At 51.8% G+C, this 13,100-nt stretch carries 17 protein-coding genes; 1 reads left to right on the forward strand and 16 read right to left on the reverse strand.

The window, feature by feature from the left end; translation table 11 throughout:
- Positions 1 to 77: 77 nt before the first annotated feature.
- The 16 genes from KB554_RS01460 to KB554_RS01535 all read right to left on the reverse strand — a co-directional run bounded on the left by KB554_RS01460 (position 78) and on the right by KB554_RS01535 (position 11,897).
- Positions 78 to 1,010, reverse strand: a complete 933-nt coding sequence (locus KB554_RS01460; RefSeq protein WP_211034755.1) for a tyrosine-type recombinase/integrase — start codon at positions 1,008 to 1,010, stop codon at positions 78 to 80.
- Positions 1,011 to 1,086: 76 nt separating this feature from the next.
- Complete coding sequence (locus tag KB554_RS01465; RefSeq protein WP_211034756.1) at positions 1,087 to 1,398, reverse strand: type II toxin-antitoxin system RelE/ParE family toxin; 312 nt, start codon at positions 1,396 to 1,398, stop codon at positions 1,087 to 1,089.
- Positions 1,389 to 1,613 (reverse strand): hypothetical protein, encoded by a 225-nt coding sequence (locus KB554_RS01470; protein WP_211034757.1) that lies wholly within the window; start codon positions 1,611 to 1,613, stop codon positions 1,389 to 1,391. Before KB554_RS01470 ends, KB554_RS01465 begins: the two co-directional genes overlap by 10 nt.
- 173 nt (positions 1,614 to 1,786) lie before the next feature.
- Positions 1,787 to 2,092 (reverse strand): HNH endonuclease signature motif containing protein, encoded by a 306-nt coding sequence (locus KB554_RS01475; protein WP_211034758.1) that lies wholly within the window; start codon positions 2,090 to 2,092, stop codon positions 1,787 to 1,789.
- A gap of 99 nt (positions 2,093 to 2,191) precedes the next feature.
- Positions 2,192 to 2,467: a hypothetical protein gene (locus KB554_RS01480; protein WP_211034759.1), complete on the reverse strand. Its 276-nt coding sequence runs from the start codon at positions 2,465 to 2,467 to the stop codon at positions 2,192 to 2,194.
- Between the two features lie 18 nt (positions 2,468 to 2,485).
- On the reverse strand, positions 2,486 to 3,124 hold the full coding sequence (locus KB554_RS01485; RefSeq protein WP_211034760.1) for an ATP-binding protein: 639 nt from the start codon (positions 3,122 to 3,124) through the stop codon (positions 2,486 to 2,488).
- Between the two features lie 5 nt (positions 3,125 to 3,129).
- Positions 3,130 to 4,188 carry a hypothetical protein gene (locus tag KB554_RS01490; RefSeq protein ID WP_211034761.1) on the reverse strand — a complete coding sequence of 353 codons (1,059 nt, stop codon included), beginning with the start codon at positions 4,186 to 4,188 and terminating at the stop codon, positions 3,130 to 3,132.
- A 20-nt stretch (positions 4,189 to 4,208) separates the two neighbouring features.
- Positions 4,209 to 4,511, reverse strand: coding sequence for a helix-turn-helix domain-containing protein (locus tag KB554_RS01495; protein ID WP_211034762.1), 303 nt, complete (start codon positions 4,509 to 4,511; stop codon positions 4,209 to 4,211).
- A 100-nt stretch (positions 4,512 to 4,611) separates the two neighbouring features.
- Entirely contained in the window at positions 4,612 to 5,160 is a 549-nt protein-coding gene (locus KB554_RS01500; protein WP_211034763.1) for a hypothetical protein, read from the reverse strand.
- A gap of 143 nt (positions 5,161 to 5,303) precedes the next feature.
- On the reverse strand, positions 5,304 to 6,092 hold the full coding sequence (gene tatC, locus KB554_RS01505; protein ID WP_211034764.1) for a twin-arginine translocase subunit TatC: 789 nt from the start codon (positions 6,090 to 6,092) through the stop codon (positions 5,304 to 5,306).
- A gap of 3 nt (positions 6,093 to 6,095) precedes the next feature.
- Positions 6,096 to 6,290 carry a twin-arginine translocase TatA/TatE family subunit gene (tatA, locus tag KB554_RS01510; protein WP_008628719.1) on the reverse strand — a complete coding sequence of 65 codons (195 nt, stop codon included), beginning with the start codon at positions 6,288 to 6,290 and terminating at the stop codon, positions 6,096 to 6,098.
- 15 nt (positions 6,291 to 6,305) lie between these two features.
- Complete coding sequence (locus tag KB554_RS01515) at positions 6,306 to 6,896, reverse strand: flavodoxin (RefSeq protein ID WP_242116218.1); 591 nt, start codon at positions 6,894 to 6,896, stop codon at positions 6,306 to 6,308.
- Positions 6,897 to 6,907: 11 nt separating this feature from the next.
- Entirely contained in the window at positions 6,908 to 7,915 is a 1,008-nt protein-coding gene (locus tag KB554_RS01520) for an alpha/beta fold hydrolase (protein ID WP_211034952.1), read from the reverse strand.
- A gap of 32 nt (positions 7,916 to 7,947) precedes the next feature.
- On the reverse strand, positions 7,948 to 9,123 hold the full coding sequence (locus tag KB554_RS01525) for an aldo/keto reductase (protein ID WP_211034765.1): 1,176 nt from the start codon (positions 9,121 to 9,123) through the stop codon (positions 7,948 to 7,950).
- A gap of 50 nt (positions 9,124 to 9,173) precedes the next feature.
- On the reverse strand, positions 9,174 to 10,328 hold the full coding sequence (locus KB554_RS01530; protein ID WP_211034766.1) for a lactonase family protein: 1,155 nt from the start codon (positions 10,326 to 10,328) through the stop codon (positions 9,174 to 9,176).
- 12 nt (positions 10,329 to 10,340) lie between these two features.
- Positions 10,341 to 11,897 carry a carboxymuconolactone decarboxylase family protein gene (locus KB554_RS01535; protein WP_339328764.1) on the reverse strand — a complete coding sequence of 519 codons (1,557 nt, stop codon included), beginning with the start codon at positions 11,895 to 11,897 and terminating at the stop codon, positions 10,341 to 10,343.
- A gap of 255 nt (positions 11,898 to 12,152) precedes the next feature.
- Here KB554_RS01535 and KB554_RS01540 point away from each other — a divergent pair, with 255 nt between their 5' ends.
- Complete coding sequence (locus tag KB554_RS01540; protein WP_211034767.1) at positions 12,153 to 13,049, forward strand: helix-turn-helix domain-containing protein; 897 nt, start codon at positions 12,153 to 12,155, stop codon at positions 13,047 to 13,049.
- Positions 13,050 to 13,100 lie beyond the last annotated feature (51 nt).

A 13,100-nucleotide genomic window follows, 5' to 3' on the forward strand; every position in this document is an offset into this window, starting at 1 on the left:
AACTCTTTATGTCCTTGTCCGTTGCTTTAAATCGTGTGGCTTAATTAATTGTGTGTTAATTAAACCTAACTCTTCTTTCAGCGTGTTTTCGTCGGTTTTGCAATCAATCCGGCAATCAGATTCGAGGGACTGCGTTCGAGCAGCCGTCGTTGCTGGGCCATCTCGATGTAGATGCGAGTGGTTTGTGTATCGCTGTGGCCGAGCATATCCTTGATCGTCTCGACATCCACACCGCTGTCCACCATCAGGCTGCCGCAGGTATGGCGTAGAGAGTGTGCCGTGATGTCCGGACGGTCGATGCCGATCTCCCGAAGCCGTCGTTTGACGATGGCGCTGATGGTCACTTTCGCCAGCCGTTGCCGGCGATTTCCGTGCGCGTGGCTGATGACCAGCGGTTCATCCTCGTCGAAGTCGCGGCAAGCTATGTAATCTTCGAAGAGTTCCGTAATCATCTCCGGCACGGCGACCGTATCGCGTTTGTCCACTTTACCCTTACGCTGGATATGAATGACGGTGCGTCCATTGTAGGTGTCGAAGTCCCGGATGTCTATGCGGGCCACCTCGCAGGCACGGAGTCCGTTGGTCAGCATCAGCGCCACGATCAGCTTATCCCGTTTGCCCACTACGGTCGTGGTGTCGATGGAATCCATAAGCCGTGCGGCTTCTTCGCGTGTCAGTGCAGATTTGTAGTATTCCTTGTGCTTGATGCTGCTCTTGATGCCCGTACCGATATTGTCGCAGTAGCGCTGTCCGGCACAATAGGCGTAGAAGAGCTTGACGACCGTCACATAACTGCAAACCGTCAGTACGCTCTTGCCGCTCTGCTGGAGAAAACGTTTGTAGTCGATGATGTGGCGACGCTCTGCATAGCGGGGATCGTAACCTTCGGCCGATAGCCAGCGGAACCACAGTCCGATTTTACGGCGGTAGTCGGCTTTCGTTGCAGGAAGAATGTCCGTCTCGGCGAGCCAGTCGTCGATGATTTGTGTTAATTTTAAGGTCGTTCTCATGTAAATCACAAAGCATAAAAAACGTGCAAGCCATATCGGTTTGCACGTTCTGCCTGTGGAGAGAACCACTATGTAGTTATTTTATATCCCGCATCTTTTCAGGATTCTGACGACAATCGAAAACAAGAGAAATGACGACCTTTTCCGGTAGTGTATAATAGAGGATTTTATAGTTTCCCTCGACAAAATACCTGAATTCGACCGATAAGTCTTTCAGTAGTTCTTCCCGCTGTCCGGCAAGGGGATTGTCCGAAAGAATTCGTGTGCGTTGCGTGATTTTCGTTGCGATCTTTCGCGCAACCCTTAACCCTGCTACCTCTTTGTGGTAGCCAAAGATCTCTTCCAGACTCGAAGCCGCCTGCTCCGACCATTCGACGATTACCGCCACGATGCAACGCGTTTTTCCATTTCGGACTGCGATATCGTACGGCCTGCCTCCGCATCAGCAATAGCTCTCTCTGCCATCGCACGATACTCTTCAATCGTCATACGGCGCAAAGGCTTCTCCTCTATGGACGTGGCCTTGATCTTCATCCGTTTGAGCATCTCCATTACAAACGAATGCTCCTGTTCGGATTTTGGGGTTATGATAATCTGGTTCATAGCTTCCTCCATTTCTCTTGTTACAAAGATAACGCAAAATTTATGCAAACCAATATGTCAAAGAACAGTTTTTTCAATTTAAATGGGCGCAGGCGGCTCCATTTTTTCGCTTGCAAACCACAGCCGCGTGCGCCCATTTTCATCGGTTTATATCATAGGCAATCAGGTATTGGTTATCTCGTGTGCGATTCGATGCCCGATTTGCGGTTATGGCACGGGTGGCAGAGGCTCTGGAGGTTGGCCATATCGAGCTTCGCGCCGCCTCGATTGATCGGAACGATGTGATCGACGACCTGTGCGAGCGTCGTAATGCCACGCCGCTGGCACTCCTCGCAGAGCGGGCACTGCTCCAGCTTCAGGTTACGGAGCTTCCGCCATGCGGTCGATTGATAAAACTTCGTGTTCGGATATAGGCGTCCCTCCTGCACCCCACGCTCCGGTTGCCACGGGCGCTGGACGGTTTTCTTGAGTGTTGGCATAATTGTCAATACATTTCAGCGTTAGTTTTCGGTTAAGTTTCACAGTTTACCATCGGAGCAATCCGACGGTGTCGTACTATCCGGTGTCGCCGCAGCGACTCAGAATATTACATCGGTTCGTAAAGGCAGGTCGTGGTCTTCGGTCTCGAAGTCTACGACCGCAATGATTTTCGCGTTGGGATACCTCTGACGCAGTTCGGCAGCCACGACGCCGTAGCGGGAGAAGTCGGCAAGGTAGGCCGAGTCGCCGTAGCATTCCCGACAGCGACGCATCGCCTCGATGTCGCTCTCCTCCCATTTCTCGATCTCCCCGTGATAGGTCGAATACTTCTTCCGGCCGTCCTTGAGGTGGTGGATAATTCGTTGCAATTTCATATTGTAGCATTTAATCGGTTAGCGTAAAGAGTCGCCGCGAAACTCTACCACACGGCACAGGTGTCGCAGCCGATCGAACGTCCGTTCCCCGTAGCGGTTCAGCAAGTCACCTTTGGTAAGGTTCGTCGAGAGGAAGAGCGAGCGGCCATAGCGTTCGGCCGCGTTGATGATCCGGTTGAAACCCTCGTACCGCTCGCCATAGTCGTTGATCATCGGTTCGACGCCCAGTTCGTCGATAATCGGACACGGGCATCGGGTGAGGTAATCGAGACAGGTGGTCTTCGGATCCATGCCCATTGTCGAGGCTGCAAACGGATACGGTTTGTTCAACTCGTCGGCGTGTACGGCGTAGGCGGAGATCTCTTTCATACCGAGCAGTACCGGAATGAGTCCCGTCGTGATAATGCTTTTACCGCGTCCGCAGTCGCCGATGAGCAACAGCCCCACACCGCGCGTATCGTACATCCAGTCGATCACCTCGTCGTATTCCGGCAGGTGGTGATAAGTGGCAATCGTCGCATCCAGCCGGCGAAAGAGCGTCCGAAAGAGTGCATCGCACATCTCGCGGTCGCCCCACGAGAGGCGTGTGGGATTACGGACGATCAGTTTACGGTCGGTGACCATCCGGTCGATAAGGATAGCAATATTCTTCTCCATAGCGTTTATCTGTTTTTCGATTCATCATTCATTACTTCCGCGCGGCCGAAGTTTTCGAGCAGGCGTCGGCGTCGCTCCTCATCCACCGGTTGTTTGATCTGTCCGATCCGCTGCCCGGAAGCCGGATGGCTGCGGCCACTCCGAGATAGAGGGTTTGTCATTTCTCTTCCGAAAGTCGCAGCGGCGGATTCTGGAAGTTCGAAAATGCCCGCCCAGTTGTTGGCGATGCTCTTGTCGATGATTCGGGCCGCGAGGTCGGGATCGCCGCGCGAGAGGTTACGGAGCATCGTATAAAATTTTTTGACCGAAAGTTCGCTCTTATAGTTTTCGCCCCGGCTCCGCTTATAGTCGAGCCATATCTTGACCAGCTCCAGCCAGCGAGGTTCGGCGATGAACGTAAGGTCGAAAGCATCCCGATGTTTTACAGAGGTTCTCTTCTTTCCCCCATACCCCCTTTTATCTCTGTATTTATTTTTAATAGATATATAAGTCGAATCTTCGGTTTGTGTACACGGTTGTGTCCATGTGGTGGACGTTTCGGCGGTTTTTATGCGTTCATCGCCCGTTTGTGTCCGCGTGGTGGACACAAGTGCGGACATTTCCGAAGGAGCGTCGCTCTCGGTGAGAATTTGTGTCCACGTTTGTGTCTTTATCGTGGACATTTCCTCTTCCGCATCGGGCGGTTTTCCGCTTTGTGTCCGTGACGTGGATACAACCGTAGACATTTCAGAGGTATCCTCTGCCGGAATGATGGCTCCAGTCTCCGTTTGTGTCCGTGTGGCGGACATTTCCGTAGCGACAAGACGTGCTTCGAGGCTGCGAATTCGATAGCGGGTACTCCGACGTCCGGAAGTCGTATCGAAGTCGATAAGGCCGTAATCACGCAGCATATTCCGTTCCTTGTAAACGGCCGACCGGGACAGTTTGCTTCGCAGGCAGAGAGCCGAAACGGGTATGGCCACCTCCGTCGGCCAGCCTGAGCGATAAGCCATGAACATGAACGCATACCAGATGGCGATGCCCGATGCGGTAAGTTCGTGTGTTTCCAACCACTCGTTGAACATCCTTATCTCAGTCTGATAATTCATCGACGAAAATGGAAGCCTTGAGCCTGTTCGAACATGACATCCTGAAGCGTCCGATTCAGCGGTTGCGGGATAGACGGTTCTTCGGCACTCACCTCGGCGACAAACCGATCCCGGATACGATACACTTCGGTATAGGGAAAGAAGATACGGCCGCCGATACGGATGCGTTTGATGTAGCCGCTGTTGTACCACCGCTCGACCGTCCGGTACGAAATGCCGAGTTCGGCGGCCATCTCTTTTTTGGTCAGCAGCTTCACGGTGTTGTTCACCATGCCGAGGTCGTTGATGCAGGTATCCATGATTTCAGTATTTTTCTTGGTGCAAGGATACGACGACAACGAAAATAAAAAAGCAGACGTCTTATTCGACGTCTGCTGATTTTGTCTGTAACACGCTGATTCAGCGATGCAATTTTTCGGCCTCTTCCCGAAACACGACGCGCATTTTGTCGAGAAAGGGTGTGTCGTTTTTCTTGCGAGAAAGCAACTTGGTCTTGCGGTCGTAAGGTGAGGAAATCGTGATGCCGAAGATTTGTTCGACGAGCTTCACGGCATCCGTATAACTCAACGGCTCACCGGAATTCGCCGACAACCGTCCTGCAATTTGAAGCGGGATGGTGTATTCAAGCAGTTCGGCAATCGTTCCGTTCCAACGAGCCAATGGTCCGCTGCCGTCTGAAAATGAGATGAAGCGCTCCGGATGCTCCAATTCCATAGTGATAATGCGCATCTCGCATTCGATAAAATAAACCGCACTACGAATAGTCTTCAAAATAAGCTTTGTAGGATCTGACTCTGCGATACCGAGTTCTGCAACCAACAGCTCGCTTCGGGCATAATCCAATGAGCGAGTTCGTTCCGCGATGTTCTTTTCAGTACGACAGTAATTATGTAATTCAACGATAAACTCATCGAGATACTCGTCCAATTCTTTGGATGTACAAGGCATGTCATCGGACGATTTTAACACTTCCCATAATCTCGTATCATTAAATCGCTTCATTTCTCCCTATAAACTTTACACGCAAGAAGAGGGGTATCGGTAGTGGACGGATCGATCCTACAATTGTGCTGTTCGCTAAATAATGATTATCACTGAACATTTATCGAATGCTTGACTATTCCAATGCTCACCTCATACAACAACCACATCGGCAACGCCACGAGCGACAGCGTGAATACATCCGATGTCGGCGTAATGATGGCTGCCACCACGAGAATAACCACGATGGCGTGCTTCCGGTAACGGCGCATGAAATCGGCCGAGAGGAATCCCAACTTGGCGAACAGCCACGAGAGGATCGGAATCTCGAAAACCAGCCCCATCGCCAGCGACATGGTCATCAGCGTAGAAATATAGGATTGCAGGGCGATCATGTTCTCCACCTCGCCGCTGACCTGATAGGTCCCCAAGAACCGGAATGTCAGCGGAAAGATCAGAAAGTAGCTGACCGTCACACCCAGCAAGAACATCGCATAGCCGCCTCCGACCACCCGCACGACATACTTCCGCTCATTGACGTACAAGGCGGGCGATACGAACCGGAACAACTGGTAGAGGATGTAAGGCGACGCGCACAGCACACCGCAGCATAACGCCGCTTTCATGTGGATAATGAACTGTTCGGCCAGTCCCGTGTTGATAAGTTTCACATAAAAATCCGGCGACTCGACCTGCGTTGCCAGACCGCCGAGCCAGTACAGCAGCCGGTAGGTGATGAAGTCGGCGTCCTTGGGCGCGAGGATAACGGCGAAGAGTCCCTTCTTGAAACAGAACGCCGCCACACCGAACACGACGGCCACGAGCAGGCTCTTCACGATGGCTGCCCGCAGCACGTCGAGATGGTCCCAAAAGGATTGTCTGTCCGTTTCTGCCGCCATCGGTTATTCCTTTTTCGTTGGCTCTTCCTCGATTTCTTTCTCTATGTTGTTCATTCCGTCCTTGAACGAGCGTACCCCCTTGCCGATACCTTTCATCAGTTCGGGAATCTTCTTGCCGCCGAAGAACAGCAGTACGACCAACGCGATCAGCAGCACTTCCTGCATACCGATACCGCCAATAAATAATGGTGTCATAATGAAAATGATTAAAGATTATTGAATTAGGTCGACGGTTCGCAGCCAACGTTCCACTTCACCGCGTGAATTTGCCGCCCGGCTGCCCGATACCGCCAACGATTGCAGGATTTCGGAATCCGGACAGACGGAACGGATATTGTCGACGCTCTGTGCCATACCGCTCCCTCCGTGCGTGCAGAACGGCACTATCTTTTTTCCCGCGAGGTCATACATGGCCAGAAAACTCTTTACGGGCGGGGCAAGCCGGCTGCTCCAGATCGGTGTCCCGACAATCAGAGTATCGTATTCATCCATATTCTCCACCCGTGTAACCAATGCCGGACGAATATCTTTGTCCAGTTCCTGCCGAGCACGTGCCGTTACCTCGTTATACACGCTGGAATAGGGTTCTTCCACTTCTATCTCCACGATGTCGCTGCCCGTCAGTTCATGGATGATGTTTGCCACCGTGCGGGTATGTCCGCTCCATGAGAAATAGACAATAAGCGTTTTGCCTGCTTCCGTTGTTGGGTAGTCAGGTGTCGGTATTTCTTCTGCCGATGTTCCGCTACTGCATGATACTATACTGAATAATAGTGTCGCCAATAAAAATTTCATTGTATTCATATTTTTTGAGATTAGTCTAATTTCTTTTCATGCAACCATTCCGAGAGATGGTCTGCTATTTCGATATTGTTCAGGTCCGACATCGGAAAGTGGGTGTTGCCGTGCAACCCGATTTCGGGCAGGTGAATCACCGTCACATCACCACCCAGATCGTTAAGCATCTCCGCCCACCGGCGCATCAAATGCAGGCGGCGCGTCCACTCGTAAATTTCGGGACGTTCATCCGTTTCGGGAAGGTTATCGCCGTAATAGACGATAATCGGAATTTTCGTGTATTTCATAAAATCGGACATCGGGACTTCGATACCCTCCGTTTTTTTCGACAGGGTCAATATCTTTCCCTCTTCGGGAACCTGCCCTTCGGGAAACGGAATGCCGCCGCCCGGCTCGTAGGAAACGATTGCCCGGATATTGTCCGTCTTCAGCAGTGTCTGCCAGCCGACAGGACCGCCCTGCGAATGGGTAACGAATATCGCCGGTCCTATTTTGTCGAACAATGCGGCATAGGCGTCGGAATAGACCTCGAAATCGACCGAACCGACATTGGGGGTCATTTGTCGGAAATATTGGTTCAGCGCCTCCCTGTCGCGGCTGAACTGCACGCCCTCGAAATAGTCGGGCCAAATCCCCACCCGGAAACGGTTGAACCATATTTCTTCATCGAAAGCGGGGGTGATGGTAACGGACTCTGTGCCGCGTCCGGCATTGCCCCGACGCGGTTGATCCACGAGATAGGTGGAGAATCCCCGGCGCAAGAAGATGTTCTGAAATCCTTCGCGTCCGTCGGGAGTGGTCTCCCACGTTTTGGAGAACTGTCCCACGCCGTGGGCGAATACGAGCGGATATTTCCGCGCATCGACAGGTTTTTGATAGAACACATAGGCGTGGTCGCCGTGATAAGTGCGCCCCAGCGAATCGGTCAGCACCGTGCCGCCTACGGCGAAGCTGCCTTGCTCTTCGATACGCAGGATACGGTCGTTTCGCATTTCGCATCCCGTCAGCAAAGCCGCCATAATCATACAGCAAAGAATCTGTCTGTTCATACCGGTCTCTATTTTTGTATCTTCGATTCCTGCAAAGCGTCGTAGCGGTTGCCCACGACCGGAATTGCAACTACCGCCTTTTCCAATTCCGTCATTTCTTCTGCCGAGAACACAATATCGCAAGCCCGCAGGTTTTCTTCCAAATGCGAGAGTTTTGTTGTGCCGGGAATGGGAACGATAAACGGTCGCTTGTTCATCAGCCAGCCCAACGCCACCTGCGCCGGGGTAATTCCTCTCGTCCGTCCGAAAGCGTTCAGTACCTCCACGATGCGAGTATTGGCACGGATGGCGTCGGGCTGGAAACGGGGCAGGGTCTGGCGGTTGTCGTTGGTGGTGTCGAATTGCGTGTATTCGTTAATCATACCACCGAGGAAACCTCTGTTCAGCGGACTGTAAGGTACGAAACCGATGCCCAGCTCCTCGCAAAGCGTCAGTACGCCGTTTTCTTCGACCGTGCGGTGCATGAAGTGGTATTCGCTTTGAATGGCCGTAACCGGGCAGATCTTGTGCGCACGGCGGATGGTTTCAGTATTCACCTCGCACATGCCCCAGTGCAGGATCTTACCTTCCTTGATAAGCTCGCCACACGTCTCCGCCACAACCTCGATAGGCGTATTCGGATCGACACGGTGCTGATAGAACATACCGAGCGTCTCCACGCCGAGATTGCGCAGGGAGTTTTCGCACACGCGGCGGATGTTTGCCGGAGTGCTGTCCTCTTCCGTCTTCACCTGCACGCCGTTCACGAATTTATGCCCGAACTTCGATGAGACGAATACACGGTCGGTATAGCCTTTCAGGGCTTCGCCGACCAACTTTTCATTGATGTGGTAACCGTAGCTTTCTGCCGTATCGAAAAGCGTCACGCCGCGTTCGACGGCTTCGCGCACCAACGCTATTTCCTTTTCCTTGCTCGGATATTGGCTGCGGTTGTGGTTCAGTCCCATGCAGCCGAAGCCTATCGCCGAAACGGTAAACGCCGCATTGCCGCTCCCCAATGTCCTTTGCGTGCGTACGGCCGCCATACTTGCCGGAATAGTTGCACCGGATGCTATGGATTTACCCGCAATGGCTTTTTCCGCTGCCGTTACTTTTTCCAATGTCGGTGCGATGCAGATTGCCGCACTTGCCAATACCGTCCGTTTCAAGAAACCACGGCGGCTCATTTCGTTTTCATTGTTCATATTCTTTGTTTCTAATTTATATTACAGACTATCTCATAACTATTTTGGGGTCACAGGAACATTACAAAGGCCGGCCTGTCTATCTTGATGTTTTTTCCAGTATCTTTCAGCAAACCGGTGTCTTGATTCCTCTCGAATATTTGTATGCGACCGCCATCCCTGCAAACCACCAACAGGTAACGATTATTGGGACTGAGGGCGAAATTGCGGGGATAGAGGTCTGTCGGTTGATAACCTATTTGCTTCAATGTTCCTTTCTCTGGCTCAATGGAGTAGATGACGATACCGTCTTCCTTCAGACGCTTGGAAGCATAGAGGAACTTCCCGTCGGAAGAAACGTGAATGTCCGCGCTTCCATCAATGACGAACGGGTCGCAGACGATGGTCTGCAAGCGTTCCAACTTTCCTCCTTGATAAGAGAATACGGTGATTTTGCCGGACAGCTCGCTGATGAGATAGACGAACCTGCCGTTCGGGTGGAAACAGATATGCCGGGGACCACTACCTGCTTCCATTTGTATGTCAATCCTTCCCGCCTCGTCCAACAGAGATTTTGGCTCACCTTTCTTTACCTGTTTGCTGACGGGGACCAAATAGATATGGTCTGTCCCCAAGTCGGTGGCAAGAAGGTATTGCCCGTCCGGGGTAAACTTCACGCAATGCAGATGCGGCATCTTCTGCCGTTTCTCATTGGAGCCTTTTCCGCTGAAAGGTATCAGATGACTGTCGGGAAGAATCCTGCCGTCTTTATCTAAAGCGAACACCGTAATGCTTCCGCCCATATAGTTTGCGGTCAGGACAAAATTCCCGTCCGGGCTGAGTGTGGCATAAATGGGCAGACCTCCCTCCGTAGACTGTGTGTTGAGTAAGGTTAGTTCTCCTTGCTGTCTATCAAACCGGATGGCATTGGCTGCAGGTTTCTTGCCGTCTTCCTCACTCACGGCATAAACCAGTTTGCTATCGGCTGAGAAAGTGAGGAAAGCAGAGTTCGGGATTCCTGCCAGTCCGCTGACATACTCGGCATTGCCGAACTGTTCGTCGATGCGATACACCTTGATTGCTTCCTCGTTGGAAGCGGCATAACTTCCCACTAACAGGAACATCCCGTCAAGCCCTTCCGTTGGAACGTTTTTGTCCTGCCGTGCCTGCACCGCCATTGTCATACCCATACTACACAGCAGGACGATTATTTTCTTTGCTTTCATTAGGTGGCGTATTTATAGGTTCTTCGTGAAGAACTCCACGAGTTTATCAAACGGAATCTTGTCCCGTTGGTCATACAAGTCTACGTGGTTGGCGTCGGGAACGATATACAATTCTTTCGGCTCGTTTGCCTGCTTGTAGGCATCTTCGCTGAAATAGCGCGAGTGCGCATTCTCTCCTGCTACAAACAGCAGAGGTCGAGGCGATATTTCCTTAATTTGAGCAAACGGATAGAAATTGGTCAATGCCGCCATACTCGTATAGCGCGTGCCTTGGTAGCGGGGATGCTGTCCACGTTCGGAATTGCGGTAATAGCCGAAAAATTCTTTCTGTACGGCATTGGCATTTTCCGGAAGCTGTTCGGGCGTGCCGAAACGGATACGGGACTCCGCACCCTCCGCCTCGCGCCAACGCTGGGCTGCAACCTCTGCAAACATGGCTTTTCGCTGTTCATCGGTCATGGCGTCGCCCAGACCATTACGGGTGGCACGTCCCATATCATACATACTGACCGTAGCCAATGCACGGATACGCGGGTCTATCGAAGCGGCGCAGACCGAGAAGCCGCCGCTTCCGCAAATACCGATTACACCGATACGTTCCCGATCGACAAACGGCTGTATGCCCAGCCAATCCACCGAGGCACTGAAATCTTCAACCAAGACATCGGGCGATACCGTATGGCGAGGCGTGCCGCCGCTCTCTCCCTGATAGGACGCATCGAAAGCCAGCGCCACGAACCCCCGTTTCGCCATCTCCTGCGCATAGAGTCCGCTGCACTGTTCTTTGACCGCTCCGAACGGATGACCGACGATAAGGGCGGCATATTGACGTGTGGAATCCATATCTTTCGGAAGATACACATCGGCGCAAAGCGTAATATCATAACGGTTTTTGTAGAAGACCTTGCGGACAGTTATCGCCAGGTCCGCTTGAAAGGTTTTAGACGGCTCCGGCATCCATTCGGCAGCACGGACAAGCGTAACGATTTCATTGACCTGTGCATCGGTCAACCCGTTGTATTTCCCGTGAGCGATATGGACTTTCAGTTCGTTTTCCGTGCCCTCCATCGCAGCGAGCATAGCAATGGTCGCAAGTTCCCTGATCTTCCAATCAAGGTTGTCACGTCCGAATATATCCCCGAAAAGATGCGCTTTGAGGTATTGGTCGAGAGCCGGGGCAAACGAAAGGGCCGCACCCTGCGCGTCACGCCCGAACAGTTTGCGCTGGTTGGCCGCCCCGTATTCTACGCCTCTGCCTGCCTCTTGCGAGGTCGGCAATGCGCCTTCGGCATCATGGATACCCTGTGCCTCGCGCTCTTGCAGAACGCTCATAAAAGTATTCAGTGCACCCATGCTGCAGGGAAAACCGCAATAAGCATAAAGTTGTACAAGTACTTCCTTGATTTCATTTACGGTCAGTCCGGCGTCCAGTCCGGCTGTCAGTGCCGTAGTAAGTCCCTGTTTATCTCCTTTTGCCGCACTGCCGCTGATAGCGGCGATCTGTCTTTCTTTCAGATTTAACATACTTTCATTGTTTTGGGCCTGCACGACACCCGCACAGAGTACCATACAGACAAAGGCTGCAAATAACTTTCTCATAGTTTCTTTTTTATTGAATTTCTTTGTTGCAAAAGTAATGGGCATGAAAGAGTTGCCCGGTATCAATTTTACGGGTAGAAAGACCAATTTCATCGGTTGGCGAACGGGGCGGCTTCGTGTCTGTAAAATTGGTCATACATCAGATGATTCTGATACATATAATGCGATCGAAATCGTTTACTTTTGCTGGAAATAATTAATTTTGTGTTCGTTAAATGACAACTTATGAATAAGATAACGAAACTCGACACCGTACAGCACTATTGCGACCTTTTCGGCATCGCGGCGCTACATCCGCTGATAAGCATAGTGGATTGCGACAAGATGCCGCCGATCCACCATGGACGCAGGCTGTACAATCTGTATGCGGTTCTGCTGAAAGATACCGACTGTGGAACCATGAGTTACGGAAGGAGTATATACGACTATGAAAAGGGAACCGTCCTCTTTGCCGCCCCGGGACAAGTGATGGGAGCCGACGATGACGGCAAGCTTCATCAGCCCGCAGGCTGGGCATTGGTATTCCACCCTGAACTGTTACGGGGAACTCCGTTGGCAAGCATGATGAAAGATTATACCTACTTCTCATACAATGCCAACGAAGCCCTGCACCTGTCGGAACACGAACGTCGGACGATTACGGAATGTATGGAGAAGATACAGGCTGAATTACAATACCCGATCGACAAACACAGCCGGTCGCTCATCGTGGATAATGTCAAACTGCTGCTCGACTACTGTATCCGTTTCTACGACCGTCAGTTCATCACCCGAGAGAATGCCAACCACGATATTCTGACCCGCTTCGAGAACCTGCTGGACGACTATTTCGTATCGGGTACGGCTGCCAAATACGGGATGCCCTCGGTGCAATACTGCGCCGATGCGCTTTGCCTTTCAGCCAACTATTTCAGCGATCTCGTGAAAAAAGAGACCGGAATGTCCGCCCTGAAACACATCCAGCAGAAGATGCTCGACGTGGCGAAAGAACGGGTGTTCGACACTTCGAAATCCATCAGCGAAATATCTTATGAATTGGGATTTCCCTACCCGCAGCATTTCAGCCGCTGGTTCAAGAAGATGGCGGGATGCACGCCGAATGAATACAGAACCGCCAACTGACATTATTTTTCAGATAGGTGCAGAATTTGGACGATAAGCCAGCTTCTCATT

It is taken from the genome of Alistipes sp. Marseille-P2263, assembly GCF_018101075.1.
GTDB lineage: Bacteria > Bacteroidota > Bacteroidia > Bacteroidales > Rikenellaceae > Alistipes > Alistipes dispar.